The organism is Pseudomonas sp. S60 (assembly GCF_016647865.1).
Classification (GTDB): domain Bacteria; phylum Pseudomonadota; class Gammaproteobacteria; order Pseudomonadales; family Pseudomonadaceae; genus Aquipseudomonas; species Aquipseudomonas parafulva.
On sequence record NZ_JACVVH010000001.1, the window covers coordinates 183030 to 209199 of the forward strand.

General features: G+C 62.8%; 24 protein-coding genes. 7 read left to right on the forward strand and 17 right to left on the reverse strand.

The annotated features are described in order from the left end of the window. The first annotated feature begins 175 nt into the window (after positions 1 to 175). Positions 176 to 793, forward strand: coding sequence for a dTMP kinase (locus tag IAE33_RS00730; RefSeq protein WP_201161708.1), 618 nt, complete (start codon positions 176 to 178; stop codon positions 791 to 793). Between the two features lie 15 nt (positions 794 to 808). Here IAE33_RS00730 and IAE33_RS00735 read toward each other — a convergent pair whose 3' ends face one another. The 3 genes from IAE33_RS00735 to IAE33_RS00745 all read right to left on the reverse strand — a co-directional run bounded on the left by IAE33_RS00735 (position 809) and on the right by IAE33_RS00745 (position 3373). Continuing rightward, positions 809 to 1816, reverse strand: a complete 1008-nt coding sequence (locus IAE33_RS00735; RefSeq protein WP_201161709.1) for a zinc-binding alcohol dehydrogenase family protein — start codon at positions 1814 to 1816, stop codon at positions 809 to 811. 75 nt (positions 1817 to 1891) lie between these two features. Continuing rightward, positions 1892 to 2926 carry a porphobilinogen synthase gene (gene hemB, locus IAE33_RS00740; protein ID WP_201161710.1) on the reverse strand — a complete coding sequence of 345 codons (1035 nt, stop codon included), beginning with the start codon at positions 2924 to 2926 and terminating at the stop codon, positions 1892 to 1894. 9 nt (positions 2927 to 2935) lie between these two features. Then, on the reverse strand, positions 2936 to 3373 hold the full coding sequence (locus IAE33_RS00745; RefSeq protein ID WP_201161711.1) for a DUF4440 domain-containing protein: 438 nt from the start codon (positions 3371 to 3373) through the stop codon (positions 2936 to 2938). A 101-nt stretch (positions 3374 to 3474) separates the two neighbouring features. On the opposite strand from IAE33_RS00745, the gene hisI reads away from it, so the two are divergent. Genes hisI through dksA form a run of 3 tightly spaced genes read left to right on the forward strand, consistent with a single transcriptional unit; the run spans position 3475 to position 5668 of the window. Then, positions 3475 to 3888 (forward strand): phosphoribosyl-AMP cyclohydrolase, encoded by a 414-nt coding sequence (hisI, locus tag IAE33_RS00750; protein WP_201161712.1) that lies wholly within the window; start codon positions 3475 to 3477, stop codon positions 3886 to 3888. Then, positions 3885 to 5231 carry a dihydroorotase gene (locus IAE33_RS00755; RefSeq protein ID WP_201161713.1) on the forward strand — a complete coding sequence of 449 codons (1347 nt, stop codon included), beginning with the start codon at positions 3885 to 3887 and terminating at the stop codon, positions 5229 to 5231. Before hisI ends, IAE33_RS00755 begins: the two co-directional genes overlap by 4 nt. Before the next feature lie 32 nt (positions 5232 to 5263). Then, a complete protein-coding gene (gene dksA, locus IAE33_RS00760; protein WP_028633960.1) occupies positions 5264 to 5668 on the forward strand; it encodes an RNA polymerase-binding protein DksA in 405 nt (134 codons plus the stop codon). Between the two features lie 43 nt (positions 5669 to 5711). Here dksA and IAE33_RS00765 read toward each other — a convergent pair whose 3' ends face one another. From IAE33_RS00765 to IAE33_RS00775, 3 genes are all read right to left on the reverse strand, one after another. Beyond that, on the reverse strand, positions 5712 to 5966 hold the full coding sequence (locus tag IAE33_RS00765; protein ID WP_028633961.1) for a type B 50S ribosomal protein L31: 255 nt from the start codon (positions 5964 to 5966) through the stop codon (positions 5712 to 5714). A 71-nt stretch (positions 5967 to 6037) separates the two neighbouring features. Then, positions 6038 to 6973 (reverse strand): LysR family transcriptional regulator, encoded by a 936-nt coding sequence (locus IAE33_RS00770; protein WP_201161714.1) that lies wholly within the window; start codon positions 6971 to 6973, stop codon positions 6038 to 6040. A 147-nt stretch (positions 6974 to 7120) separates the two neighbouring features. Beyond that, a complete protein-coding gene (locus tag IAE33_RS00775; protein ID WP_201161715.1) occupies positions 7121 to 9379 on the reverse strand; it encodes a TonB-dependent receptor in 2259 nt (752 codons plus the stop codon). A gap of 408 nt (positions 9380 to 9787) precedes the next feature. Here IAE33_RS00775 and IAE33_RS00780 point away from each other — a divergent pair, with 408 nt between their 5' ends. Both IAE33_RS00780 and IAE33_RS00785 read left to right on the forward strand, forming a co-directional pair. Beyond that, positions 9788 to 10354 carry a hypothetical protein gene (locus IAE33_RS00780; protein ID WP_201161716.1) on the forward strand — a complete coding sequence of 189 codons (567 nt, stop codon included), beginning with the start codon at positions 9788 to 9790 and terminating at the stop codon, positions 10352 to 10354. Between the two features lie 26 nt (positions 10355 to 10380). Further along, the gene (locus IAE33_RS00785) at positions 10381 to 10758 is read left to right on the forward strand and encodes a hypothetical protein (RefSeq protein WP_201161717.1); all 378 of its coding nucleotides are present in this window, start codon (positions 10381 to 10383) and stop codon (positions 10756 to 10758) included. 27 nt (positions 10759 to 10785) lie between these two features. Here the strand turns inward: IAE33_RS00785 and IAE33_RS00790 are convergent, their stop codons facing one another. From IAE33_RS00790 to IAE33_RS00800, 3 genes are all read right to left on the reverse strand, one after another. Next, positions 10786 to 12075, reverse strand: a complete 1290-nt coding sequence (locus IAE33_RS00790; RefSeq protein ID WP_201161718.1) for a DUF2254 domain-containing protein — start codon at positions 12073 to 12075, stop codon at positions 10786 to 10788. A 92-nt stretch (positions 12076 to 12167) separates the two neighbouring features. Beyond that, positions 12168 to 12944, reverse strand: coding sequence for an alpha/beta fold hydrolase (locus IAE33_RS00795; RefSeq protein ID WP_236405883.1), 777 nt, complete (start codon positions 12942 to 12944; stop codon positions 12168 to 12170). Between the two features lie 105 nt (positions 12945 to 13049). Next, on the reverse strand, positions 13050 to 13991 hold the full coding sequence (locus IAE33_RS00800) for a LysR family transcriptional regulator (RefSeq protein WP_201161720.1): 942 nt from the start codon (positions 13989 to 13991) through the stop codon (positions 13050 to 13052). Positions 13992 to 14078: 87 nt separating this feature from the next. Between IAE33_RS00800 and IAE33_RS00805 the strand changes: the two genes are divergently transcribed. Then, a complete protein-coding gene (locus IAE33_RS00805) occupies positions 14079 to 15002 on the forward strand; it encodes a carbon-nitrogen hydrolase family protein (protein ID WP_201161721.1) in 924 nt (307 codons plus the stop codon). 68 nt (positions 15003 to 15070) lie between these two features. Here the strand turns inward: IAE33_RS00805 and IAE33_RS00810 are convergent, their stop codons facing one another. The 8 genes from IAE33_RS00810 to IAE33_RS00845 all read right to left on the reverse strand — a co-directional run bounded on the left by IAE33_RS00810 (position 15071) and on the right by IAE33_RS00845 (position 25889). After that, positions 15071 to 15856 carry an ABC transporter ATP-binding protein gene (locus IAE33_RS00810; RefSeq protein WP_201161722.1) on the reverse strand — a complete coding sequence of 262 codons (786 nt, stop codon included), beginning with the start codon at positions 15854 to 15856 and terminating at the stop codon, positions 15071 to 15073. 11 nt (positions 15857 to 15867) lie between these two features. Beyond that, entirely contained in the window at positions 15868 to 16623 is a 756-nt protein-coding gene (locus IAE33_RS00815; protein WP_201161723.1) for an ABC transporter permease, read from the reverse strand. A gap of 10 nt (positions 16624 to 16633) precedes the next feature. Further along, positions 16634 to 17386 carry an ABC transporter permease gene (locus IAE33_RS00820; RefSeq protein WP_201161724.1) on the reverse strand — a complete coding sequence of 251 codons (753 nt, stop codon included), beginning with the start codon at positions 17384 to 17386 and terminating at the stop codon, positions 16634 to 16636. A gap of 259 nt (positions 17387 to 17645) precedes the next feature. Then, the gene (locus IAE33_RS00825) at positions 17646 to 20093 is read right to left on the reverse strand and encodes a TonB-dependent receptor plug domain-containing protein (RefSeq protein WP_201161725.1); all 2448 of its coding nucleotides are present in this window, start codon (positions 20091 to 20093) and stop codon (positions 17646 to 17648) included. A 62-nt stretch (positions 20094 to 20155) separates the two neighbouring features. After that, on the reverse strand, positions 20156 to 22399 hold the full coding sequence (locus IAE33_RS00830; RefSeq protein WP_201161726.1) for a TonB-dependent receptor: 2244 nt from the start codon (positions 22397 to 22399) through the stop codon (positions 20156 to 20158). A 203-nt stretch (positions 22400 to 22602) separates the two neighbouring features. Then, positions 22603 to 23661 (reverse strand): ABC transporter substrate-binding protein, encoded by a 1059-nt coding sequence (locus IAE33_RS00835; protein WP_201161727.1) that lies wholly within the window; start codon positions 23659 to 23661, stop codon positions 22603 to 22605. Then, entirely contained in the window at positions 23658 to 24722 is a 1065-nt protein-coding gene (locus IAE33_RS00840; RefSeq protein WP_201161728.1) for an ABC transporter substrate-binding protein, read from the reverse strand. The genes IAE33_RS00835 and IAE33_RS00840 overlap by 4 nt, the downstream gene beginning before the upstream one ends. Positions 24723 to 24740: 18 nt before the next feature. After that, positions 24741 to 25889 (reverse strand): LLM class flavin-dependent oxidoreductase, encoded by a 1149-nt coding sequence (locus tag IAE33_RS00845; protein ID WP_201161729.1) that lies wholly within the window; start codon positions 25887 to 25889, stop codon positions 24741 to 24743. Positions 25890 to 26170: the final 281 nt, after the last annotated feature.

The window sequence follows — 26170 nt, forward strand, 5'->3', positions numbered from 1 at the left end:
AAAGGCTGCCCGCTGGGCCGCCTTGGTCAGCCTAGCAGGCCGGCTGGCCCGGGCATAGCTGGCGGTTGCAGGGCTAGCGGTTTTTTTGACGGTCAGCTGTTTGAATGGACGGTTGGCTTGTCTGAACACGGGGTTCGGTGGTCTCATGCCGCCCACTGCTCAACGGGTAACCCTAATGAACCGACCGCTTTTCATTGCCATGGACGGGCCCAAAGGCACCGGCAAGACCACATTGCTGGAAGCCGTGACCCACGCGCTGAGGGCAGGCGGCAGAAAGGTGATCAGGCTCTGTGAGCGCAAGTGCGACCCGGCACGGGGCGACACCATGGCCTTGGTCAATCAGCTTGCCCGGCACCCCGGCGCCGAGCTGGAGCTACGCGTGTGCGAGCGCCTGGCGCACAGCCGGGCCTGGATCACCCGGCACGTCCTGCCCCGGCAACCCCAAGACAGCATCATCCTGATTGACCGCTGGTACCCGTCTGATGCAGCGTTTCGCCGAACCCTGCCGTTCAGCCAGATTCTGCAACTGAACCGGCAGTACGGTGTACAGGTACCCGACCTGCACATCGCCGTGGTCACGGCCCCGCAGGTTTCCTGGGCCAGGGCTGCCTCACGCACCCGTGGGCTGGGCAGCACCGTGATCCATACCTTGGAGGAGCAGGCCGCGTGCACGGCCGCGTTCACACTCGCCGCTCAAGAGCATGGCTGGCTGCTGTGCCACAACGACGGGCCGATCGATGTGGCTGTGGCGCAAATCGTGGCTGCAGTCGAGCGCGTACACAGCGAGCGCTAGCGCATCGATTAAGGGTTAGAACCCCTCAAGCACAATCTTGCCCCACGCCTTGCCGCTTTCGATCACTGCGTGAGCGCGTTTCAAGTTGGCCGCATCGATCTTGCCAAAATGCTCGCCCAAGGTGGTCTTCAGCACCCCGTCATCGACCAGTTGCGCGACACGGCACAGCAATTGGTGCTGCTTGATCATGTCGTCGGTCTGGTACAGCGAACGGGTGAACATCAATTCCCAGTGCAGCGACAACGACTTACGCTTGAGCGGCATCACATCCAGCTGTACCGGGTCATCGATCAGGGCCAGTTGCCCCTGAGGGCGCAGTACCTCTACCAACTGCTCCAGGTAGGTGTCGGTATGGGTCAGGCTGATCACGTGGTCGATGGGCTCCAACCCCAGTTCGCGCAACTGCGGCGCCAGCGGCGCGCTGTGGTCGATCACGTGGTGTGCGCCAAGGTCCTTGATCCATTGCCGGGTTTGCGGGCGTGAGGCCGTGCCTATTACGGTAAGTTGGGTCAGGCGCCTGGCCAGTTGCACCAGTATCGAACCTACGCCACCGCCGGCGCCAATCACCAGCAGGCGCTGGCCCTGGCCGCCTTGCTCTTCGACGCGCAGGCGGTCGAACAGCAGTTCCCAGGCGGTGATGGCGGTCAAGGGCAGGGCGGCGGCCTCCGCTACGTTCAGGCTGTGCGGCTTGGCGCCAACGATGCGCTCGTCGACCACGTGAAGCTCGCTGTAGCAGCCCGCGCGATCAATGGCACCGGCGTAGAACACCTCATCGCCCGGCTTGAACAATGAAGCATCAGCGCCCACCTCGCGCACCACGCCAACGGCGTCCCAGCCCAGCACCTGCGGCGTGTCGCCACCACGGCTGGCCCTGATCTTGGTGTCGACCGGGTTCACCGCGATCGCTTTCACTTCTACCAACAGGTCACGGGCGCCTGGCGTTGGGATGGGCAGGTCTGCGTCATACAGCGATTGCGCATGCTCGATCGGTAGACCGGGTTGCGAGTAAACGACAGATTTCATGGGGCTGGCCTTGAGCAGATAGGAAAGAGAGTCAGGGTATTCCTGTCGCTGAAAGAGAAAAATAGCCTTGAAGCATTAAGACTTTGTCTTTGGCAGTGAAAGTCGGTCGCGGGCCAGCAGCCGGGCGGCGTCTACCGCGAAATAGCTCAATATTGCGCTGCAGCCAGCACGCTTGAAGGCCAGCAGGGCTTCCAGCACCGCGCGTTCCGGGTCCAGCCAGCCATTGTCGATGGCGCCTTTGATCATGGAATACTCGCCGCTGACCTGGTACGCCAATGTGGGCACGCCAAAGGTGGTCGTTACCCGGTGGATGATGTCGAGATAGGGCATGCCCGGCTTGACCATGACCATGTCGGCACCTTCATGCAGGTCCAGGGCCACTTCCCTGAGCGCCTCGTCACTGTTGGCCGGGTCCATCTGGTAGGTACGCTTGTGGCCACGCAGCGCCTGTGCACTGCCCAGCGCGTGCCTGAAGGGGCCATAGAAGGCCGAGGCGTATTTGGCTGCGTAGGCGATAAGCCGTACGTGCTGCAAGCCGGCATGGTCCAGCGCAGCCCTGAGCACGCCAATGCGTCCATCCATCATGTCGGAGGGGGCCAAGGTATCGAAGCCAGCCTCGGCTAACACAACCGCCTGTTTTGCCAACAGCTCCACGCTGGGGTCATTCGCCACCGTGCCACCGCGTATTACACCGTCATGCCCATGGTCGGTATAGGGGTCGAGCGCGACATCGCCGATCAGGCCTAGGGCAGGGAACGCGGCCTTGAGCAACCTGGCTGCCCGGCACATCAGGTTGTGGGGGTTCAACGCCTGTGTGCCCTCGGCATCCTTGTGTTCGCTTGCCAGGCAAGGAAACAGCGCAATGGCCGGTATGCCCAGCGCCACCGCCGCCCCGGCATGGTCGACCAACTGGTCCAGTGACACCCGCCACTGCCCAGGCATGGTCGCAATGGGCTCCCGTTTGCCTACCCCGTCCATGACGAATATGGGCCAGATGAGGTCGTCTGCCGACAGCGCGTGTTCGGCCACCACGCGCCGTGTCCAGTCATCTGCACGGGTGCGGCGCAGGCGCACAGCCGGGTACCGGCCGGGTAGGTAAGGGCTGTTCATGGTGACCCCTCACGCTTCGATCGACGAATGATGCCCGGTGATAAGCCATTGTTCATCAAGGCGTTCGAAGGTGAACAGAAAGCGCGCCGGTACGGTGCGCTGCTCGCCACCGTCCCGGTAGACGAACGTGTAAAGCCCACCCACCACCACGGTGCCCAACTTGCGGCTGACACGTTTCTTGAACACCTGGATGTCGCACACCAGGCCATCGTTGGCCAGGAAGTTTTCGAAGTAATTACGGCGGCTGTCGTCGCAGTCGCGTACCAGGTTGGACAGGGTAGGGACCAGGATCGCGTCGGCAGCATACAGCGCCAGCACCTTGTCCACATCACGCGTGGCTACGGTTTCGGCCCACCTGTACAGGGCTGCCTTGGCGCCTGCCAGGCAAGCCATCTCCGTGTCAGCATAGGGTGCCTGGGTGGCAGGTGATGGGGGGTTCTGGCTCATGAAGGCTTACCTTTTTTATGGCTGACACGAGGGAAGGGAGGCTGAAAAGACCAAAACATATGTTATGTTATAACACATGCATTTTACTCAGGTCCCAGTCTATGTTCACTACCCTCGAGCACGCACGAGCGGGCGGCCGCTTTCCCCTGGCCGATGTCATCGGCCATATCCCCTGGAACGACCAGGGGCTGGTGCCTGCCGTCGCCGTGCAACACGACACCGGCGAGGTACTGATGCTGGCGTGGATGAACCGCGCCGCCCTGGATGAGACCTTGCACACCCGCCGTACCTGCTACTGGTCCCGTTCGCGTCAGGGCCTTTGGCGCAAAGGCCTGACCTCTGGCAGCGTCCAGCACGTAAAAGAGGTGCGCCTGGATTGCGACGGGGACGCCTTGCTGCTGTTGGTCGACCAGGTTGCGGGGGCTTGCCATACCGGTCGACGCAGCTGTTTCTATAACGTCATCGACGGTGATGAGGTGGTGGTGCGGGGCAACCCGGCGGTGTCGGTGCCATGAGCAGCGTTCTTATCCGTAACGCCCGGGCGGTCAACGAAGGGGCAGTGTTCGACGCTGATGTCTTCGTGGCTCATGGCCGAATTGAAAAGATCGCCTCCAGCATCAGCAACGGCTCGGCCGAGGTGGAAATCGACGCCGAAGGGCGCTGGCTCATCCCCGGTATGATCGATGACCAGGTGCACTTTCGTGAGCCGGGTGCCAGCCACAAGGCGACCATCGCCAGCGAATCCCGCGCCGCCGTGGCGGGCGGTATCACCAGCTTCATGGACATGCCCAACACCAACCCGCCCACGCTCACCCTCACCGCACTGGAGGACAAGAAGCGCCGGGCGGCTGCCTCATCGATGGCCAACTACGGCTTCCACTTTGGCGTGAGCAATGACAACCTCGACACCGTGGCCGCGCTGGACCCACGCCAGGTGGCAGGCGTGAAGGTATTCATGGGGGCATCCACGGGCAACATGCTGGTGGATGACCCCAAGGTGCTTGAGCGGCTCTTCGCGCAGGTGCCTACAGTGCTGCTGGCGCATTGCGAGCACACGCCCTCGATTCTGGCGAACGAGGCGCGTTACCGCGAGCGCTTCGGCGACCATGTGCCGTCCGCGATGCACCCGCTGATACGCGACGCCCAGGCGTGCTGGCGCTCGTCCAGCCTGGCTGTGGAGCTTGCCAACACCCACGGCACACGGCTGCATGTGCTGCACCTGACTACCGCACGGGAGCTGGCGCTGTTCGAGCCTGGCCCGGTGCGCAACAAGCTGATCACCGCCGAGGTCTGCGCGCACCACCTGCTGTTCGATGACAGCGACTACGCCGCCTTGGGCCACCTGATCAAGTGCAACCCGGCCATCAAGGCCCGCGAAGACAGGGATGCCTTGCGCCGGGCATTGCTCGACGACCGCATCGATGTGATAGGTACCGACCACGCACCGCACACCTGGGCTGAGAAGCAACGCCCCTATGCGTCGGCACCCTCCGGGTTGCCCCTGGTGCAGCACGCCTTGCCGGCCCTGTTCGAGCTGGTGGAGGAAGGCCTGTTACCCCTCACACAGTTGGTGCGCAAGACCAGCCACGCGGTGGCCGACCTGTTCGGCATCCAGCATCGCGGCTACCTGCGCGAAGGCTACTGGGCGGACCTTGCACTGGTCGAACGGCTGGCCGTGCCACGCCCGGTTCGCCTCGACCCTGTCCTTGCCCACTGCCAATGGACGCCGTTCGAACACCACAGCCTGCGCCATCGGGTTACCACCACCCTGGTGTCCGGCCAACTGGCCTGGCATGAGCAGCGCCTGCACGGCAGCTGTCAGGGCCTGCCATTGGCCTTCGCTGCCTCGCGTCGCTGACCTCACTACACGCAGAATCAAGAGATAACACCATGACGGAACAAGAACTGCTGGGCATGCCTGCCGAGGCCTACATGGACGCCGCCCAACTGGCGTTTTTCCGCGACCTGCTGCTCGCCCAGCGTACCGATTTGCAACAGCGCATCGACCACGAGTTCGAACAGATGCGTGACTACGAGCCCAGCAGCGACCCTTCCGACCTGGGCACTGTGGAGGAGCAACGGCAGTGGCAGCTACGCCTGCTGGAGCGGGAGAAAAAGCTGCTGGACAAGATCGACGAATCGCTTGAGCGCATCGCACGCGGGGAATACGGCTGGTGCAAGGACACCGGCGAGCCTATCGGGCTGCGCCGCATGCTGTTACGGCCAACGGCCACCCTCAGCATCGAAGCCAAGGAACGGCAGGAGAGAAAGGAGCGCCACCTGCGTGACGATTGAACAGCCCTGGCGTGCCTGATGCAGTGGCCAGGGCAGGGCGCGGTTATTTGCCGGTGAACGCCGCGAAGCGCTTGTTGAAGCCAGCAACGCGGCCTTCGGTCTTGGCCTTGCGTTCCTGCCCGGTATAGACGGGGTGGGAGGCACTGGAGATGTCGAGTGTCACGTACGGGTAGGTCACGCCGTCGCTGTGGGTGTGCGTCTTGTCGGTATCGATGGTTGAACCGACCAGCCAGAAGGCATTCGCAGAGACGTCATGGAACAGCACAGGGCGGTAGTTGGGGTGGATGCCAGGCTTCATGAGTAAGGTCCTTGAAATGATATAAAGTATCAATATAGATGATATTCACTCTCATTCCAAGGTCGGCACTCTCAGTTCGCCAGTTTCAACGCAGGGCCGAATGCAGCAGACCTGGCGTCAGCCTCTTTGATGTAATCCAGCAGCCGCTCGCAAGCCGGGCTCAGCCGCTGCTCGCGCCGCTGGATGACTGCATAGCGGGCAAACGGGCGCAACCCCTCTTCCAGTTGATCCAGGGGTTGAACGCCGAGCGCGGCCATTTCCGCTTCAAAGCCGGCCACGTGCGTGAGCCCGATCAGATCGCTGCTTGCCACCACCCGCAGCAGCCCGTTGGCAGTATCGCTTTCCAAGGCTACCGCTGGGGGCTGAACCCCCAGTACCCGGGCCATGTGGCCGAACACCGGGCGTGCACCGGCTGGTAGCGCGACCGGGAAGCTGAACAACCGCGCGGCTGTCAGTCGGCCAGGCTGTTGCAACAGTGGGTGGCCCGCCCTGCAAACCAGTGCCATGCGTTGGGGGTGCAATGGGGTTACTTCGTACTGCTCATCCAGCGTGAAGGGTTCCGAGGCCGTGATGAGAAAATCCAGCGTGTCACGCTTCAGCCCACGCACCAGTCCTTGCCAGTGCGCCACCTCAAGGCGTACCTGCATGCGCGGGTAATCGCCCAAGAAACGCGAAATAGCGGGTGGCACAAGCAGTTCGCTGGCAAACGGTGCGCAGCCCACACGGATTTCGGCGGCCTCCAGCCCAGCCCCGTCGTGCAGTTCGCGGGTGAGGCGCGACATGCCCTCCAGCACGCTGCGGGCATGCTCAAGCACCCGCTCGCCCTGTACCGTAGGCTGAAAGTTGCGGCCGGAGTGGCGATCGACCAATTGGCAACCTAGCGCCTCTTCAAGGCCGCGAATGCTACGGCTGAAAGCTGGCTGGGTGATGTTGCAGGCTTCGGACGCCCGCACGAAACTGCGGTGTTCGATGAGGGCGACAAAATGGCTGAGCTGTTTAAAGTTCATGGCGCGGTCGACGGTAAGGAAGGCGCCGGCACTAAACATGCCGGCGCTTGGGACGACCAGAATAAGGAAATTATTTATTCCTAAATAGAATCAATATTCATATTCTTATGCGCCTATATTTACTGCCTGCTACCTGATTGTTTTTGCTCAGAAGTCGACTGACGCGCTCAGGGACAAGGTGCGTGGCGCACCCAGTACCAGGTAGTTGGAACCCGGGTAGCCACCGGCCGACGCCCAATAATTACGCCCGGCAACGTTATCCAGGCGTGCACGCAGGGTCACGTCCTTGTCGTCCACCTTGAAACCGTAACGCGCACCCAGGTCCAGGCGGGTCCAGGACGGGATTTCCAGGCTGTTGGCGTTGTTCACGTACTGGCGGCTGGTATAAATCACCCGGCTGGTCAAGGTCAGCCCATTCACGCCAGGTACGTCCCATTCACCACCCACGTTAGCCTGGGTTCTGGGCACGCCAATGGGTTCGTTGCCATCATTCTGGCCGTTCTGGGTCTTGGTCAGTTCAGCGTCCAGCAGCGTCACACCCCCCAGCAACCGCACCCCAGGGGTTGGTTCGCCGAACAGCGAGAGCTCGATACCGCGGTTGCGCTGTTCGCCACCGTCCTTGAATACCTGGTTCTCGACAATACCCACCGGCTTGCGGGTCTCGAACACGGCCAGGCTACCGCCCAAACCGCCGCCGTCGTATTTCACGCCGAGCTCAGTCTGTTTGGCCACATAGGGTGCCAGGGAGGCGCCGGCGTTGAGGACGGGAGCCTTCGAGCCGTCGGGCAGGGTAGTGGTGGCACCCGCCGTGTCGCCCTTGGTCAGGCCTTCGATGTAGTTGGCGTACACGGAGAACTGCTCATTGAGCTGATACACCACACCGGCTACAGGGGTGGTCTCGTAGCGGTTGTACTGGGACGTTTTGTCACCGGAGTTGTAGTCGTAACCGGTCACGTCCAGGCCCTGGCGGCGTGCGCCGAGGGTAACGAGTAACTGGTCATCGAAAAAGCCGAGTGTGTCGGCGATGGCAAGGCTCTGGGTGTGGGTGCGCGAGGTGATGTGTGGGTCGGACATCGAGCCGCTGAAACTGGTGTTGCCTGGCTTGGCCACGGTGAAGGGGTCGTACAGGTCATTGGCAAACCCGGTAAAGTTGCCAGCCCAGGCATTGCGGTCCTTGGTGTCGTACATTGCGCCGGATACCACCCACTGATGCGACACGGGGCCGGTCTGCAGGCTGTAACGCATGCCCACCTCACCGGTGGTTACGGTTTCTTCCCGGTAATTGTCAAAGCGCGTGGAGCGTGTCACGCCGTTTGCATCGGACGACGGGTTGGCCAGCACGTTTTTCTCTTCGCCCTTGCGCATGCCCACCGCCGCCCAGGTGGTGAGCGCGTCGGACAGGTCGTACTCGGCGCGGAAGGTCCCGAACGTCTGTTTTTCCTTGGAATAGGTCCAGGGTTGCCCGTAGTTCTTGTCGGCATCCGGTGGGCTGGGCACCCGGCCGGTGGGGGTGACGCTGGGCAGCGGGTTGTCGATGAAGTGGTACTGGTTGCCAAGGTCCGCCGACAGGCGCAAGCGCTCACCCTGGTAATCCAGGCCCAGGGCGAACATGTCCAGCGAGCGGTCCTGGTCCTGCACCGCCGTTTCACCGCCGCGTTTGGCCACGTTCACGCGTACGCCAAAGCGGTCCTCTTCACCGAAGCGCCGGGCCACGTCGGCGGCCACCGTGCCGAACCCGCGGTTTTCCGCGCCCACGGTCAGCCGGGTGAGCGGGGTATTTGGTGCGCGTTTGGGCAGAATATTGATAGCCCCGCCAATGCCCGTCCCGCCCGGGGCTGCGCCGTTGAGGAACGCGCTGGCACCACGGAACACTTCAACCCGCTCGATGAATTCCGAGGCCACGTATTGCCGAGGCAGCAGCCCGTACAGCCCGTTGTAGGCGATGTCATCGGAGTACAGCGGGAAGCCGCGCATCATGTACAGCTCCTGGAAGTTGCCGAACCCCCTGGCGATGCGCACAGAAGGGTCGTTTTGCAGGATATCCGCGACGCTGTGGGCCTGCTGGTCCTGGATCAGCTGGTTGGTGTAGGAGGTGGAGGTGAACGGCGTCTCCATGTAGTCCTTGTTGCCCAGAATACCCACCCGCCCACCGCGGGCCACCTGGCCACCCTCGTACTCAGGCACAAGGCCGTCCCTGGATGCGTCTGCACTGGCCGATACCGCTGTCTCGTCCAGCTCCAGTACCGCCCCCTGTGCCCCCTTGGCGCTGGCCGGTTGCGTAGTGGGTACGGGGATTTCCAGGCTCTGCTGTGCCAAGGCCATGGGGGATGCAACGCTCGCAACAAGCCCAAGGGGCAGCCAGACAGCGCGCAACGCGCATTTGCGCGGGAAGTTCGGGACGTACATGAGTCGACCTGCTTGAGGAAAAGGGGATGACGGGATCCAGCCTGGCGGCGGAGAACCGCATGATAGCGATTGCGAATCATTACCGCTTAGATTTTATGTAACGACACGAACGGCCGTTTGCAAGCGCGGGCATGTCATCAGAAGGGATCGGGAAGGGCAGGCAGGTCAAATCGCGGGCAAAAGAAAGCCCGCTGCTAGGCGGGCAAGGTCTATCACACGTAGGGATAGCTTCAGGATCGCGCAGAGGGGGTGAAAATTAAGTGAAAGGAACGTCTTGGGTTTGTTTATTTTTGCGGTAGCAGGCAGGCCCTCAGTGCATCCGCCTAGTGCGCATGTACTAGATAGCCCTTTGCCAACCAACGACCGTGCAACGCTTGCAGTTTTTCACTAATGGCAAAGGAATGGCTCATGATGCGCTTTCCAACATGGCGATTGCTGCCGCTAGCACTGCTGTGCAACGCCCTCTCGGCCCAGGCAAGTGATGTGCTGATGGGCGACTACTGGGTGGTTCACTATCAGGGCGGTCTGGGCAAGCAACAGGTGTTCCTCGCCGATGGCGACCCCAAGAATATCTTTGCCCGCCCGGGTGGTGCACAGTCGTTGGGGGTGTACCGGCTTTACGAAGAGCCGGGAAAACCCAATTTCACCGCCTATGACGTCGAAATCGACTGCAAGAAGAATCTTGCACGCGTCATGGGCGCGCAGGACTTCAGCAGTGTGTCCAATCAATTTCGCAAGGGCAAGTTCAATGCCCAGTGGCAAACCAAACCTGAGCCTTGGGTGGCGCAAAGCCGCGATTTTGTTTGTAAGCCAGGTGAACGCCCAGCGAAGAAAATGGAGCGCCTGGGTGTGATGTCTGCATCGCAAATGACCAAGGCGGGCCCACAACTGTTCGAGATCCTCAACCGTGAATCGCTCAAGGTCGAGCTGATCAAGCAGATAGACGAAGCCTTTGCACAGATGCCTGCCAAGTAAGCCGGCTTTCAGGGAGAAAAAACCTAATGCACCGATTGTTCATGCTGTGCCTAGGCGCGGCCTTGCTCAGCGGCTGTTCTTCACTGGAGGCCACCAGTGCCTGGAAAGGCCGGCCTGTTGGCGAATTGATCGACCATTTCGGCGTGCCGCGGGTGATCATGATTGCGCCGGACCAGGACCTGGTGGTGCTCAGATACGTGCGAGACACCGACTACATCACCCGCGAGGCGGCAGGCACGTACACCGGGCCAATGAACGGGCAACTGGTACACCAGGAATACTGGGAAGACGTGCGGCATTCAGGCAGCTGCGAAATCAATGTATTCGTGAACCGGGCGCACATCGTCGAGAAGGTCAGGGCCAATGGCCGGTGCGCGGTTGTGCAGATGGCACCGAATACGTAGCCAGGCATGCTGACACGCCTTTGCCAATTAGCTCGGTCTACTGCCGGGCAATGGCGCTGACGACAAAACCAGCGCCTGCAGCCGCGCTTTGTCTTCCTCCAGCGGTAGCGCGCGTTCAGCGCGCTTGACCAGCAGGGCGGCATGCATGGCGCAGGCCTGCCCAAACTTGTCTGCGTCAATAGCCGCCAAGCTGGCGAGTGCCTTGATAAAGCGGATATCGATTTCAAGCAGGCCCGCTCCGTCGCGCGCGATCAGCGTGAAAAAGTCATCGAACATGTCATCCACACTCAGCGCACGCACGTATACATCCCTGCATGGGTGTTTGGCTTCCTGCTCGGGCGCCTGTTGAGCCCACTGGGTGAAACAGCGTACCCCCCGGCCTATCACGTCTATCACGGTGCCTGAGTCGTTGGTGGCGGGTGACAACGCGCGCGATGCGATCTCTGCCAGCACCGACAGCCCGAAGCGTGGGTCTTGCTCATAAGTGCGGCGCAAGCCGATGGTGAGCGCGGCCAGTACCGCAGTTTGTAACTCAGCGCTGACCTCCTGGCTCCCTTTGCCCACGATGTGCGCAACCACGGCACCCAGGTGCAGGAAACTGCCTGGCAGCACTTCCAGGTAAATGGCCACACCATGCTGTTTGGCCGCAAGCGCCAGGGCATTCACATCCACGTGCTGGACGTAGCCGGTGCCAGTACTCACGAGGGTGCTGGCATGGGCGGGCAGGGCAAAGTCGCGGGGGTAGGCTTCGCCGCCCAGAAACGGCCAGCGCGCCCGGTTTTCCAGCGCCGTGATGGTGGCGACCTCCACACGGTCGATGGTTTCACCGACGCGGCCGAGCTTGGACAGGTGATCGATCCAGCGCAGCAGCGTGTACACGATCAGAATCACCATCACGAGGGTGACCGCAAACAGCACCACCCGGCCCTGCGCGCCATAGGCGCCGGTGCTCAAGGCAATGATGCCCACCAGGCTGAACAGGAACGAGCCGATGAACGTGGCCAACGCATTCTGGGTGGTGGAGTCTTCCATTACCAGGCTGGTGGCCCGTGGCGTCACCCCGCTGCTGGCGGCGCCATAGGCCGACACCATGGTGCTGAGGGAGAACGTGGTCACGGCCAGCATGCTGGAGGCGATGATACCGAGGATCTTGTCTACCGAATCCGCACCGACCTTGGCCGGCAGCGAGGGCGGCACGAAGTCGCGGAAGGCGATAGCCAACAAGGCGGTGAGCACACCGATGAAGGAGAACAGGGTGGCGCGAAACCACAGCCGTTTTGTGGTTTGTGCCAGTGCCCAACGCCAGCGAGCGATCATGGGGGTGCCCTTGTTTCGTGGTCAACCATCGAGAAACGACAGAACTGCCGCGGTATTGGCCGATTGAGTGGGATCAAGGCGCAATAGTTTCATCACCGTGGGTTGAGAAACGCATCCACCATCGGCATCAGCCATTGAGGCCGGCTTTCATGGGGGGAGTGATCGGCAAAGGCGAGGTTGAGCAGCTGCGCCCCAGGCACTTGGTCTGCCAGTTCCAATGCATTGATGCGGGACACCAGCGGGTCTTCGTCACCGCGCACCACCAACAAAGGGGCGGTGATGGCACTGACGCTGGCGCCTGGGTACCCCGCCTCGCTGGTATCGAGCCAAAGTGCTTTGACTGCATCCATCAAATGGGCAAAGTCAGGTTCCGGATTCAATGATTCGTACTGTTCGACTTCTTCTGCAAACAGCCCTCGCCACTTCGCAGCGGTTATGCCTGCATACAACCCACGCGTGGGGTCATCCTGCTTCAACGCCCAGTGGGCACCCAGGGTAACCAGCTTGTCCACTCGAACCTGCTTGGAGGCAGCAAGGCGCAGGCCGACAATGCCGCCATCGCTGTGCCCAATGATGCTGACCGATGTAAGCCCCAGGTGCTCAATAACGCGCTCTACATCCTGCTGCAAGCGCTGGTAGGTGAGGCCGGCACTGCCCAACGTGGATTTCCCTTGGCCTCGGCTGTCGATACCGATCAGGCGCCAGTGTTCGGCAAGGTATGGGGTGATGGTATTGAAGGTTTCGATGTGGCCGAGGCCGCCGTGCAGCAGAATCAGTGCAGGGGCGTCTTGCGCACCCAGTTGTTCGAAATAGATACGGGCGTCGTCGATATCGAGGTACGCGCCGTCACGGTGATTGAAGACATTCATGTCAGAACCTTCCCTGTTGCAAAGCGGTGAACGGATAGAGGGCGGCATTGTATGTTGGATTGCGGTTGGGCCCAATCAAACCGAGCCGGTCAAATCACGCCGCACTCAGTCATGACCGAGCATCAGGTCGTGCGCCCTGATAGCCTGCAGAACCTCGCCAATCAAACCGCTGACCTTCTGCACCACCGGGTCACGCGTGCTGTCCACCCGCCAAGCCAGTTCGACCGAGTACCTGGGCAAGTCGATGGGGCAGGGGCAGCAGACCACCGCACTGGTTTTCGCCAAGGCGTGGGCTGCATGGCTCGGGAGCGTGGCCACGCAATCGGTACCTGCCAGCAGGCTGGGCAGTGCGGCGAAGTGGGTGGTGGAGGCCTCGACCGTGCGTGACCTGCCCAGCGCTGCCAGGGCTTCATCGACCACGCCTACGTACCCACCCGACGACACCAGCAGGTGGTTGCGCTCGAGAAACCCGTCCAGTGTCAGCTCAACCGGTTGCTGATCGGCTTGCCGGGCGATCAAGCAACTGTAACCGCCGGTGCCCAGCACCTTGCGGCCCAGCGCCCGCGAACCGAGGGTACCTGCGGTCAAGGCCAGGTCGATATGCCTGCCCATCAAGGCATCGCCTGCCACCATGCTGTGGGTCTGCTTGAAGATGATCCTGAGCCCCGGCGCGCTGCGCTTGGCCAGGTCGACCAGTTGCCTGCCGATGGCCAGTTCGTGGTCATCGGAGAGCCCGAGCGTCAGGGTGCGCCCCGTGAACCCGTCGCCATCGGGGCTGGCGAGCAACAGGCTCTGACGGCACTTTTCCAGGGCGCTGGCGATCACCGGCCGCAGTTCTTCGCTCTTGGCCGTGGGGCGCAGGCCCCGGCCGGTCCGCTCGAACAGGTGGTCTGCGTACACCACACGCAAGCGCGTCAACGCAGCACTGACGGCGGGTTGCGTGATACCCAGGCGGATCGCGGCGCGGCTTGCACCGCCTTCTTCGTACAGGGCCTCGAATACTTTCAACAAGTTGAGATCCATGCCCAAGATATCATTATTGCTCATATCAGTTAGTCAGCCATGCGGATTGATTGATAGTTGGCGCGGACGGACTATACCCATATTCCAGCCATAACATGCGAGATAACGACCATGGCCACCACTACCGTTGCTGCACTGCAAATTGGCTCCAGGCCTGAAGGCAAAACCAGCACACTCGAGGCCATCCTGGCCTACGAATCACAGATCAAAGGGGCGGGCGCCAACCTGGTGGTCATGCCAGAGGCCGTGCTTGGCGGTTACCCGAAAGGTGAAGCCTTTGGCACCTACCTGGGCTATCGGCTGCCAGAGGGGCGGGAAACCTTCCAGCGTTATTACGAGAACGCCATCGATGTGCCGGGCGTGGAAACCGACGAGCTGGCCGGGCTTGCCGAACGCACCGGTGCTCACCTGGTTGTGGGTGTGATCGAGCGGGGCGGTAATACCCTGTACTGCACGGCATTGTTTTTCTCACCGGAGCAAGGGCTGGTCGCTAAGCACCGCAAACTGATGCCAACCGGGACCGAGCGCCTGATCTGGGGCCAGGGGGATGGCTCGACCTTGCCTGTGCTTGAGGCGCCATTCGGCAAGGTGGGCGCGGCGATCTGTTGGGAGAACCACATGCCGCTGCTGCGCACTGCGATGTACGCCAAGGGCGTGCAGGTCTGGTGCGCCCCTACGGTGGACGAGCGGGATGTATGGCAGGCGTCAATGCGCCACATTGCTCACGAGGGCCGGATGTTTGTGGTCAGCGCCTGCCAGGTGCAGCCTTCGCCCAAGGAACTGGGGGTGCAGGTGCCGCATTGGGACGAGGACCGGCCACTGATCCAGGGCAACAGTGTGATTGTGGGACCACTGGGCGACGTGCTTGCCGGGCCGTTGCGCGGAGAGGAGGGGTTGTTGACAGCGCAGGTTGATATCGAGGAATTGACCCGGGCTCGGTATGACTTCGATGTGGTTGGGCACTATGCGCGGCCAGATGTGTTTTCATTGGCTGTAGATGAACGGGTCAAACGTTCGGTGGTGTTCAACTGTTGATCACGGGGCGGTGATGTCGGCGTAGGCTCGGCCAGCGCGCTGTTCCCAGCGCGCCCGTCGGTTCCTCCTCAAGCGTCTGCCAACTGTCGCAACAGCCGCTGTTTGAGATCGTGCAGAAGCTCACTGTCCCGCTTGCGGGGATGAGGTAGATCGATGCTTATGTCTTCCTTGATTCTGCCTGGCTGCGCATCCATCACCACTACCCGGTCACCCAGGTACAGTGCTTCCTCGATGTCATGGGTCACCATGATCACCGTGCAACGCTCCTGCACCCAGATGCGTTGCAGCTCCTGCTGCAAGCGTACCCGGGTCAGGGCATCCAGTGCGCCGAGCGGTTCATCCAGCAGCAGCACCTTGGGCTTGTTCACCAGCGCCCGGGCAATCGCCGCGCGCTGGGCCATGCCCCCAGACAACTGGTGCGGGTAGGCCTGCTCATAACCACTCAGGCCTACCAGTTCGATGTGCTCGGACACCAACCGGTCCTTGTTGGCTGCTGGCAATTGATGGTTTTTCAATGCCAGGGCAATGTTCTGCTGCAGAGTCATCCATGGGAACAGGCGATGGTCCTGGAACACGATGCCGCGCTCCAGGCCTGGCCCGCGCACGAGGTTTCGGTCCAGTAGAATCTGCCCCTGGTAGTCCTGGTCTAGCCCGACAATCAGCCGAAGCAGGGTGGACTTGCCGCAGCCGCTAGCACCGAGGATGCTGACGAATGCGCCAGGGCGGATATCTAGGTCGATGCCTTGGAGCACCTGCACCGGCTTGCCCTTGAGCCGGTACGTCTTGTTCAGGCCACGGATGGTCAGGGCGCCAGTGCTGGCGGTGGTGGGTACAGCGTGGGCGATGGCGTTCATGGACGGGCCTTTCAATGGTGGGTGCGCCAGCGCAGCAGGCGGCGGGTTAGCAGGGTGCATAGCCAGGACATCAGGTAGCCACTCAGGCCGATGCACAGCACGCAGACCATGATGATCTCCATGCGCGCAGCAGCTTCGGCGTTCATCATCAGGCTGCCGAGGCCGGCCCCGGCAGACAGGAACAGCTCGCTGCCTACCGAGGTTACCCAGGCGAAGGCCAAGGCTTGCAGCACTCCTGCGGCAATGCCTGGCAGTGCGGCGGGCAGCAGGATCAGCCAAAGCTGCTGCCAGCGGGTGAGCATCAACACGCGTGCTGCTTCGCGGTGCTGGCCGCGGACCTGGCGCAGGCTTTCAAAGGTGTTGAGCACCATCGGGTACAACGCTGCCAGGCTGACACTCAGCAACTTGGCGCCTTCACCATTACCCAGCCACAAGGCGATCAGCGGGATCCAGCCCAGCATCGGCACTTGACGCAGGGCGTGGAACAGCGGGGCGATCAGGCGATTGGCGGGGGTGGACAGGGCCATCAACGCCCCCAGCCCGACCCCGCCGACGATGCCGATGGCAAGCCCGCTGCAGGTGCGTAACAGGCTGGCCCACAGGTTGACCAGCAATTCGCCGCTGCCCAGCAGTTCGGCCAGTGCTGTGCCCACCTGCGCCAGGGGCACGAACGCATAGGCACCGGCCGCCCCTTGGCGAGAGGCATACTCCCAGGCACCGATCAACACCAGCGGCAGCACCAAGCCTCGCAAATCAGGTCGTTTCATCACAGCCTCCTCAACGGCATTGCCAGGCTGACAAGTGGCGTTCCACGCGTCGCAGGGTGAAGTCCAGGCTGAAGCCGATCAGCCCGGTCAGCACCACGCCGACCATAACGACATCGATGCGCAGCATCTGCCGGCCCATTTCGATCATCTGGCCCAGGCCGCTGTCGGCTGCCAGCAGCTCGCAAGCTACCAGCACCACCCAGGCGCGGGTCAGGGCCACGCGTATGCCGGTGACAATGGCCGGGACTGCAGCGGGCAGGGCAATCCGGCCCACCAGCGTGGGCCAGCGCAGGCGGTACACCGCAGCCACTTCGAAATGGCTTCGCGGGATTGCGCGGATACCTTCGCAGGTGGCCAATGCCACCGGGAAAAACGCAGTCTTGGCGACGATGACCACCTTGAAGGTTTCGTCCACGCCAAACAGCAGCACGAACATCGGGATCAGCGCGATGCTGGGCACCTGGCGCAGGGTGTGGAACAGCGGGGCGCAGTAGGCCTCAACGGTTTTCGACAAGGCCAGCGCCGCGCCAAAGCCTAGGCCGGCCAGTGCGCCGCCAGTGAAACCCAGCGCCAGCCGTGACAGGCTGCCGGCCAGGTGCTCTTGCAACTCGCCGGTGGCCAGCAGGTCGGTGAGGCTGTGCCACACTTCAAACGGCGGGATCAGCAGGTTGGCCGGGAACAGCCCGGCATTGGCCACCACGGCCCAGACAGTAAGCAGGGCCAGGGGTGACATGAACCAGGAAAGACGAGAGAGCACGCGCATGGCTGGCCTTGGGAAAGCAGAAGGTAGAGCTGTATCGCAAGAGCTGTGCCAGGCGGCGCGGGCCCCAGTTTGGCAGGCTGGAGGGAGAAGGGTGATGCTGGGGCAGCAGTCAGGTGCTTCCAGAGCAGCAGTAAGTCAGCAATATCGGTGCTGGCATCTTCGCGGGTGAACCCGCTCCCATAGGTACTACGCAGGTTCGATGATCAGCACTGCCCTGTGGGAGCGGGTTCACCCGCGAAGAAGCCAACCCGGTTTCAGCTTAGAAGTCGTAACTCACGCTGGTGTAGTAAAACGCCCCCTGTGCGCCCTCCGGGCTGGTAATGGAGTATTTGGGTACCCCATAAAGCTGGGCCCCCTCTAGCTTGTCAGGATGGCTGTCGAAAAGGTTGATCGCGCCCGCCGACACTGTCAGGCCAAGGTTGAAGCGGTACGAAACATCCAGGTCCGTCACCCACTGCGGGCTAAAGGTCTGATCGAGCGCGGGGTTGGCGGCATTGCGGTTTTTCCATTCGCCATAACGACGCTGGGCAACGGTGACGCTCCAGCCGTCATACAGCCAGTTGGCACTGAGGGTGAGCTTGTCTTTGGGGGTGCCGTCTTCAATCAGCCCCTGGGTATTGCGGCCGATGATCTGGTTGCCGGGGATGTTGCCCACGTTGTCCAGCCCGGTGATGCGGGTATTGTTGCGTGCATAACCACTATTGAAGTCCACACGCCCCCAACGGCCCACATCGAGTTGGTAATGGCCGGCCAGTTCGACGCCATCGGTGCGGGTGTCGGCGATGTTGGTGTAGAACGCCGCACTTTGGATGCTGGCGTAGGGCGTGCCGGCGAAAATCGGGCCCACCACGGACGCAGGCAACTGATCGGACAGGGTGATGCGGTTGTCGATATCAATCCGGTAGGCATCGATGGTCACCGAGGCATTGGCCAGTGGCTGCCAGACCAGGCCAACAGAGAAGTTGGTCGACTCTTCCGGCTTCAGTGCCTTGCCGCCGAGCAACGCAGCTTCCGCACTATCGGCACGCAGGGTGCGCTGTTGTACCTCGACCCAGTTATCGCTGCCTGGCGGCTGTTCCACCACCTGCACGCTGAACGATGACAACCCGCTCTGCACAAGCGACGGCGCCCGGTAGCCTGTGCTGGCGCTGGCGCGGGCAGCGATCTGAGGGGTGAAGTCGTAACGCATCGAAAGCTTGCCATTGGTGGTGTCGCCGAAGTCCGAATAGTGCTCGCTGCGCACCGCCACGCCGGCTTGGAATTGCTCGGTCACTTGCGCTTCCACATCCAGATACGCGCCGATTACGCGGCGGTCCAGCGATACTGCGTCGACCTGGGTGATGCCTGAGTAATAGCCAGGAATGCGCCGCCCGGTTAAGGGGTCACGCGTGTTGAACAATGGCCCGTTGGACCACCCGGCAGCATCGCCCTCGTTCAGGTCGTAGTTTTCCTGGCGCCAGGCCAACCCGGCAGAAACGGTCAATGGTTTGAACAGCCAGCCGTCGGCGAAGTCGCGTGTCCAGTCCAGGGTCAGGTTGGTCTGGTCGGCTTCGCGGCGGCCGGTGTAGATGGTTGACGGGCTAGCGGATCCCCAGCTCGGGTTGATCGCATCGTGGTCGGTGGAGTCGACCCGGTTGGCACCGTAGTTCAGCGCGAGGTCGAAGTTGCCCAGGGGTTGGCTTTCAAAGCGCAGCCCCCCGGTGACGGCAACGTCTTCCAGGCCGTAGCGGGTGATCGGCAGGCGGCCGTCAGGGTAGCGCGCCAAGGCCACGCTGCCGTAGTTGTTGCGCAACGTGGTAGGCGGGTCGAAGAAGTTCTCGGCATCGGTATTCTTGTGCGCATAAGTAGCAAAACCGTAGGCGCTGAGGCCCTCGCCCAGACCCATCTCGGCATTGGCGGTGAAGTTGTATTGGTCAGAGACATTGCCCGACCCCCAACGCCAGTTGCGGTAGCGATTATTTTGCTCGCGCGCGGTGCCGACGCTGGTGGAGCCGGGGTAGAAGATGCGGTTGTCGTCGCGGGTGTCGCTGGCCGGGTCCTGGCTGCCGGCGTCGAAGGCTAGGGTCAGGAAGCCATCGTTGGGCAAAGCGAAGCCTTTCCAGCCGCCCAGTTTGCGTTGCAGGCCGTCACCTTTCTTGTAACCGCCGAAGCGGTAGCCGGCGTTACCGCCTTCGTCGCGCTCCTTCAGCACGATGTTGATCACCCCGGCGATAGCGTCGGAGCCGTACTGGGCGGCCGCGCCGTCACGCAGGATTTCCACGCGTTCGATAGCCGACAGCGGGATCAGGCTAAGGTCCACGGCAGCCGCGCCACGGGCATTGACCAAGCCCTGGCGGGTGACATTGGCGCTGGTGTGGCGGCGCTTGCCGTTGACCAGCACCAGCACCTGATCCGACGCCAGGCCGCGCAGCGAGGCGCCCTGTGCGATGGAGCCGGCAAAGGCGCCTTGGGGCGACTGCGGGAAGCTGAACGAGGGCGACAGCGCAGTGAGCGCTGTGGACAGGTCGCTGGCGCCGGTTTCCTGGAGTTTTTCACCGCTCAGCACATCGACGGGCGCGGCGCTTTGCAGGGCAGTGATGTCGCTGCGGTGGGTGCCGACCACGACCACGGTATCGAGACGGTCGTTGGGTTCGGCGGCGAAACCGGGCGCGGCGAGGCCGGTAATGGCCAGGGCAATGGCGCTGGCCAAGAGGGTGTGATGGGGCATGGCGTAGTCCTTCCAAACAGCGTGGGGCTGTGGGCCGCGCTGCGGCCACAGTGGTTTTCAAATCAGAATCGGCTGGTAACGCTGACCCCGACGGTGCGTGGGTCGCCGTAGGTGATCACGTACTGCCCAGCGGTGCCGTTGGGCCGGCCGTGTACCTGGTAGCGACGGTCGGTAAGGTTGTTGACGAAACCGGTCACGCTCAGCTTGTCATCGTGGCTAAACCAGCTCAGACGGGCGTTGGCCAAGGTGTAGTGGGGCTGGCTGAGGGTTTGGTCGGCGCTGCTCTGGCGGTCGGCCAGGAAGTACTCCTTGTCACGGAAGCTAACGTCCCCACCGGCCACCAGTTTGCCCCCCACTTCCAGCGGGATGGTGTAATCGCCACCCAGCGACACCACGTTGCGCGGTGAACGCACGAAGCTGTTACCGCTATAGTCGCCGGTTACCGCACCGGTGTTGGGGTTGGTGTTCTTGAAATCGGTGTATTCGGTGTCGAGGAATGACACCGCTGCGCGCAGGTGCAGGCGCTCGGTCGGCTGGCCTTCGACCTCCAGCTCTGCGCCCTTGACCTTGCCCTTGGCGCCATTGGTCAGCGCGGTAGTGAGCACGCCGTTGTTCACCGTCAGCAAATTGACCTGGATGTCGGAGTAGTCGTAGTAGAAGAAGTTGGCGTTGACGGTCAGGCGGCGGTCGAACCATTCCGACTTCAGCCCTAGCTCGTAGGCGTCCAGCTCTTCCGGGTCGACCGTGGTCAACTGCGCCAGGCTGGTGGAAAGCCCGGTGTTGAAGCCGCCCGAGCGGAACCCGTGGGCGTAGCGAAAGAACACCCGCAGATTGTCACTGATGCGGTACTCGGGCGTGAGGTCGTAGGTCCAGGCTTCCCAGGTCTTGTTTTCCTGGCGGTTGCCGTTGGTGCCCGCGCCGCCCAAAGGGATCAGCGGGCCGTTGGCGCTGGCGCGAGTCAGCTGCAGCAGGTCCAGGTCGATGTCCTTTTTCTCTTGTGTCCAGCGCAGGCCGCCGGTGACGCTGAAATCGTCGGTGAAGTCGTAGGTCAGGTTGCCGAACAGCGCGTAGCTGTCGGTGCGGTGGTCGAAGCCCATGTCGCGCAATGCCGTGGTGCCCACCTGATTCGAGCCGGTGCCGTTGGGCGTAGGGCCGGGGGTTACCACCCGCTGCGCCGAGCTGTCGAGGTCTTCGTGGAAATAGTGCGCACCCAGCAACCAGTGCAGCGGGCGGTCTTCCGGCGACGCCAGGCGTAGCTCCTGCGACCATTGGCGGTAGCTGTTGTCGGTGATCGATGCACCGTTGACCTCGTAGGGGGTGTAGTCAGCGTCACTGGTGGAGCGGTTGCGGATGTAGTCGTAGGCACTGATCGACGTCAGCGTGTAGTCACCCAGGTAGTAATTGAACGTCAGCGAGGCGCCGTCGTGGTCCAGCCGGTAGTCTTCGTTGACGTTCAGCGAAATGTCGCGCCCATGCGGGCGTTGGTAGCCGACGTTGTAATAGCGGCCCACAGGTAGCGAGCCATTGCTGCCGTCGCCCTTGAACTGGCGGCTGTGTACCTTGAGCAGCGCGTCAAGGTCGGGGTTGAGCTGCGCCAGGAACTGCAGGCGGATGGCTTTCTTGTTCACATCGCCATAAGTGTTGCCGTCGAAGTCGTTGTTCTGGAAACCATCACGCTCCTCGGAGTACAGCGCCACGCGCCCGGCCAGTTTTTCGTCCACCAGCGCGCCGCCGATGGCACCGGTGACGATGCGCTCGTTCTTGCTGCCAAAGCCGACGGTGCCATACCCGTCGGTGTCGAAGGAGGGCTTTTTCGAGATCACGTTCACTGCGCCGGCCGTGGTGTTCTTGCCATAGAGGGTGCCCTGCGGCCCTCGCAGGATTTCGATGCGCTCCAGGTCGAACAATGGCCCGCCGCCGGCAACGGGGGCGTTGAGGTAGACGTCATCGGCGTAGATGCCGACCGGAAAGACCGTTGCCGCGCCGGTGTCGCCTGTGCCCAGGCCGCGGATGTACCAGCGCGGACGGCCGTCGCCGTCGGGGTTCTTTGCCGAGGCGTTGGGCACAAAGGTGGTGATGTCGCCCATCGAGCGCACGCCATCGGCGGTGATGCTGGTGCCTTTGATGGCCGATACGGCTACCGGGACTTCCTGCAAGGTCTGCTCGCGGTGCTGGGCCGTGACCGTGACCGTTTCCAGGGCCGGTTCGGTTTGGATCTCTTCGGTCGCGGCGAAGGCCTGGCTGCCGGTGCCGCCCAACAGCAGCGCGAGGCTGATCTGGCGGGCAAGAGGGTTGAGCTGGTGCATGGTGGATCTCCCCGTATGTAAAGCGTTGTTGGGGAGAGCTAGAGCAGGGACTGTGCCAGCTTGTTAACTATCTGTTTACAAAGGTCTTTTTCAGATTTCTGGAAAGGCCTTGCCTACTGGACAACAGTGGACTGCTGGGCGGGTGCTGCTGGGGCAGCAGCGCGGCCCTAGAGTGCCTGGGGCTGCGCTGCAGCCCCAAAAACTCATACGGCCAACCGAGAGGTCGAACCGATTACACTTTCCAGTACGCGAAAATCAATCCACGCCTTTACGTCGAAACGCCGTGGTATGAACCCCCACCTGAAGAGAAACTCGGTAAAGTCCTGCAGCGCCTCGATCGAGCGGCTGTCCAGGGCAGTACGCAAGCGCCGGTGTGCATCATCGCCATAGGCCGCCGCCACCCAGTACTCGCTGGTGTTCAACTCCCGCGCCAGAAAACGCCGGGTCTCGACAGGGTTGGCCCAGGCCCATTGCTCGGTGCGCAGCACCGTGTCGACCAGCGTACGGCTGGCATCGAAATGGTTTTCCAGCAGGTGCCGGTCCACGGTCAACGTGCGCGGGGTACCGTTGTTGCTACGGATCAGCGGGTCAGGGTGGCTGCCGGTGTCGACCACCACACGCAGGCCGAACTCATGGGCCAGATGCACCGCATGCGCACCCTTGAGAAAGATGGCGTCAATATCGCCGCGCAGCAGGCCAATCAGCTCGTTGTTGCGGCGGCTGACGCGGCTGGTGCCCAGGCTTACTTCGGCGCCGTACAGGTGCCGCTTGGCATCGTCGCTGTAAGTGCCGCCATAGGGGTAGTCGACCAGCTCTACATCGCCAACCGCCAGGCCTTCGAGCTTGAGGGCGTTTTCCAGCCCCCGCAGGGCTTGGGCACGGGTGAAGTCGATCTGTACGTTAGCCCACTTGGGTATGCCGAAGCGGCGGTTCTTCAGGTCGCGAATGCTGCGTACGCCACTCTCTTCAGTGGTGAGGATCAACTGCACTTCATCGCTCCACGACAGCCCCAGCACACGGGTCTCGACGCCGCTGGCGTATGCCCAGATCGCCGGGATGTTGCCGCCGTGGCGCACCGAGTTCTGCAGGTGATGGTCGTAGTGAGCTTCGCGCACCTCGCGTTCGCTGGATTCACGCAGCGACTGGATGTTGGTGCCGAACGGCGTGAAAGCCTCGGCCAGGCGCCCCGACTGCACGGCGATGCCGAGGCCGGTGGGCACGGGGCTGTGGGTGTACCAGAGCGTTTCCAGGGGCTTGGTCATGGGGTAACGGTTTTCCTGTCCATGGGGAGGGGGGGCAGCAGCTGTTCCAGTGGTTGCCGAGTGACCCAGTCGTGTACTTCGAAGCGCGCCGGGATGAAGCGCCAGCGCTGGAGAAACTCGACGAAGTCCTGCAGGGCATCAATGGCCTCATCTTCCAGCCGCGTGCTCAGGCGCAGGTGGGCGTCGCTGCCGTAAGCCACTTGCACCCAGTACTCGCTGCTGTTGGTTTCTCGCGCCAGGTAGCGACGGGTTTCGTCAGGGTGCTGGTGTGCCCAGCGTTCGGCGCGCAGTACCGAACCGAGCAGGGTACTCACCACCTGCGGGTGCTGCACCAGCAGGTGGCTGTCCACCGCCAGGGTACGTGGTGTGCCGTTGTTGCTGCGGATCAGCGGATCGGGGTGGCTGCCGGTGTCGATCACCGTGTGCAGGGCAAAGGCGTGGGCCAGTTGCACGGCGCTGGCACCCTTGAGAAAGATCGCATCGACCTCGCCGCGCAGAAGGCCGGTCAGCTCCAGGTTGCGGCCTTCGCTACGTGTGCTGGACACCGGCGTACCGGCTACGTTGCGCACCGGGCGGTCGCTGAAAGTGCCGTTGTAGCGGTAATTGACCACCTCCACGTCACCCACTTGCAACCCTGTAAGCTTAAGGGCGTTTTCCAGCCCGCGCAGGGCTTGGGCACGGGTGAAGTCGATTTGTGCCGCAGGCCAGTCGGGCAGGCCGAAGCGGCGGCCCTTGAGGTCTTTTACGGTGCGGATGCCGCTGTCTGGCCGGGTCAGGATCAACTGCACCTCATCGGCCCAGGAGAGGCCGATGACGCGGGTGTCGCGGCCTTGGGCACGGGCCCAGATGGCCGGGATGCTGCCGCCGTGGCGTACGGAATTGAGCAGGCTATGATCGAAGTGCGATTCACGCACCGCCTGCTGGTCGGCCTCACGCACGGACTGCACCTGGGTACCGAGCCCGGCCAGGTCTTCCTGCAGCCAGCCTTGCTGCACGGCAATGCCCAGGCCGGTGGGCACCGGGCAGCGTGTGTACCACAGGGTATCGAGGGGTTGGCTCATGTTCAGCTCCGATGGGTTTCAGGCTCTGGCCTGCTCAGGGGTGGTGGCTGCCTGCTGCACAAGCGGCAACACCTCCTGGCCGATACGCAAGGCTTCTTCCAGGTGCGGGTTGGCGGCGAGGATGAAGGTGCTGAAACCGGCATCTCGGTACTCAGCCAGGCGCTCTGCGATGTGTTGATGGCTACCCACCAGGCCTACGGTGGGGCCGGGCTTGGCCTTGGCGAAGCCGGCCCACAGGTTGCGTGCCAGGATAAGTTCGTCAAATCCCTGCAGGCCTTGGTGATAGGCCGCCTGGCGTGCACCACCCACAGAGTCCGAACCCGTCACGAAGCCCTTGGCGCCGGCGCTGGCCTTGCCCTCCAGGCGCTCGAACTGCTGGCGCAGCTCGCGCCAGGCTTGTTCTTCGGTCTCCCGGGCGAATAGGTCGACACGCAGGCCAAAGCGCAGGTTGCGGCCTTGCTTGTCGGCCAGCTCGCGTACCCGTTCGATATGCGGCTTGAGCTTGTCGATGGGCTCGGCCCAGTTCAGGTACACATCGGCATGGCGCGCGGCCACGTCCAGCGCGGCATCGGAAAAGCCGGAGAAGTACACGCCCGGTTTGCGTTCGTGTTGCAGGCCCGGTGGCAGGCTGCCGTTTTCCAGGCGGTAGATATCGCCTGCGTAGTTGAACTTGTCCTGGGTCCACAGGCCCTGGATCACGTCGAGGAATTCGCCGGTGCGCTTGTAGCGCAGGTCATGCTCCAGGAAGTCGCCATTGGCCCGTTGGCTGGCCGGGTTGCCGCCGGTGATGATGTTCCAGTCCAGCCGGCCACTGCTGAGGTTCTGCAGGATAGCGGCCTGCTGGGCGGCGTAGGCGGGCAGGGTCCAGGTGGCCTGGAAGGCGATGAGGAAGCGTATCCGACGGGTTTCTCGGGCCAGCGCGGCGGCCGCGATCCACGGCTCAGGGCCGGTGGGCAGCAACGCGCCTTCGAACCCGGCCAGCTCGGCGGCCTTGGCCACCTGGGCGATGTAGTCGATGTAGGTGAAGCCGTCGGCCTGGCCATCGGGCAGGCGGCCGGGGGCGATGTTGCCTGGGCGGTGCGCGGGGTTGCCGCGGTTGTGGCGGTCGGTGGACAGCTGCGGCCCATCGGTGCCCAAGGGCAGGCGCCAGAAGAATTCGGTGGTCATGGGGGCTCCTGAAGGGAGAGGGTGTGCGAGTGTGGGAGGTGGTGCAACGGCTGTGCCATGCGCGTTGCATGGCCCGTGGGGCGGGGGGTTGAGGCGTGGACGGGGGTAGGGGTGCTGCTGTGGCAGCAGTGCGGCAGCAATGGTTGCTGGGGTAGCAGCATGAGGGCCGCCAGGTGTAGGGCTTGGGTGATGTGGCGGCTGGGGGGGGGGGGCCCCCCCCCCCCCCCCCGCCGGCCCCCCCCCCCCCCCCCCCCCCCCCCCCCCCCCCCCCCCCCCCCCCC

Excerpts from the sequence above, each read along its gene's own strand:
- IAE33_RS00730 (WP_201161708.1), top strand. The coding sequence starts at position 176 with ATGAACCGACCGCTTTTCATTGCCATGGACGGGCCCAAAGGCACCGGC.
- IAE33_RS00735 (WP_201161709.1), bottom strand. The coding sequence starts at position 1,816 with ATGAAATCTGTCGTTTACTCGCAACCCGGTCTACCGATCGAGCATGCG.
- hemB (WP_201161710.1), bottom strand. The coding sequence starts at position 2,926 with ATGAACAGCCCTTACCTACCCGGCCGGTACCCGGCTGTGCGCCTGCGC.
- IAE33_RS00745 (WP_201161711.1), bottom strand. The coding sequence starts at position 3,373 with ATGAGCCAGAACCCCCCATCACCTGCCACCCAGGCACCCTATGCTGAC.
- hisI (WP_201161712.1), top strand. The coding sequence starts at position 3,475 with ATGTTCACTACCCTCGAGCACGCACGAGCGGGCGGCCGCTTTCCCCTG.
- IAE33_RS00755 (WP_201161713.1), top strand. The coding sequence starts at position 3,885 with ATGAGCAGCGTTCTTATCCGTAACGCCCGGGCGGTCAACGAAGGGGCA.
- dksA (WP_028633960.1), top strand. The coding sequence starts at position 5,264 with ATGACGGAACAAGAACTGCTGGGCATGCCTGCCGAGGCCTACATGGAC.
- IAE33_RS00765 (WP_028633961.1), bottom strand. The coding sequence starts at position 5,966 with ATGAAGCCTGGCATCCACCCCAACTACCGCCCTGTGCTGTTCCATGAC.
- IAE33_RS00770 (WP_201161714.1), bottom strand. The coding sequence starts at position 6,973 with ATGAACTTTAAACAGCTCAGCCATTTTGTCGCCCTCATCGAACACCGC.
- IAE33_RS00775 (WP_201161715.1), bottom strand. The coding sequence starts at position 9,379 with ATGTACGTCCCGAACTTCCCGCGCAAATGCGCGTTGCGCGCTGTCTGG.
- IAE33_RS00780 (WP_201161716.1), top strand. The coding sequence starts at position 9,788 with ATGATGCGCTTTCCAACATGGCGATTGCTGCCGCTAGCACTGCTGTGC.
- IAE33_RS00785 (WP_201161717.1), top strand. The coding sequence starts at position 10,381 with ATGCACCGATTGTTCATGCTGTGCCTAGGCGCGGCCTTGCTCAGCGGC.
- IAE33_RS00790 (WP_201161718.1), bottom strand. The coding sequence starts at position 12,075 with ATGATCGCTCGCTGGCGTTGGGCACTGGCACAAACCACAAAACGGCTG.
- IAE33_RS00795 (WP_236405883.1), bottom strand. The coding sequence starts at position 12,944 with ATGAATGTCTTCAATCACCGTGACGGCGCGTACCTCGATATCGACGAC.
- IAE33_RS00800 (WP_201161720.1), bottom strand. The coding sequence starts at position 13,991 with ATGAGCAATAATGATATCTTGGGCATGGATCTCAACTTGTTGAAAGTA.
- IAE33_RS00805 (WP_201161721.1), top strand. The coding sequence starts at position 14,079 with ATGGCCACCACTACCGTTGCTGCACTGCAAATTGGCTCCAGGCCTGAA.
- IAE33_RS00810 (WP_201161722.1), bottom strand. The coding sequence starts at position 15,856 with ATGAACGCCATCGCCCACGCTGTACCCACCACCGCCAGCACTGGCGCC.
- IAE33_RS00815 (WP_201161723.1), bottom strand. The coding sequence starts at position 16,623 with ATGAAACGACCTGATTTGCGAGGCTTGGTGCTGCCGCTGGTGTTGATC.
- IAE33_RS00820 (WP_201161724.1), bottom strand. The coding sequence starts at position 17,386 with ATGCGCGTGCTCTCTCGTCTTTCCTGGTTCATGTCACCCCTGGCCCTG.
- IAE33_RS00825 (WP_201161725.1), bottom strand. The coding sequence starts at position 20,093 with ATGCCCCATCACACCCTCTTGGCCAGCGCCATTGCCCTGGCCATTACC.
- IAE33_RS00830 (WP_201161726.1), bottom strand. The coding sequence starts at position 22,399 with ATGCACCAGCTCAACCCTCTTGCCCGCCAGATCAGCCTCGCGCTGCTG.
- IAE33_RS00835 (WP_201161727.1), bottom strand. The coding sequence starts at position 23,661 with ATGACCAAGCCCCTGGAAACGCTCTGGTACACCCACAGCCCCGTGCCC.
- IAE33_RS00840 (WP_201161728.1), bottom strand. The coding sequence starts at position 24,722 with ATGAGCCAACCCCTCGATACCCTGTGGTACACACGCTGCCCGGTGCCC.
- IAE33_RS00845 (WP_201161729.1), bottom strand. The coding sequence starts at position 25,889 with ATGACCACCGAATTCTTCTGGCGCCTGCCCTTGGGCACCGATGGGCCG.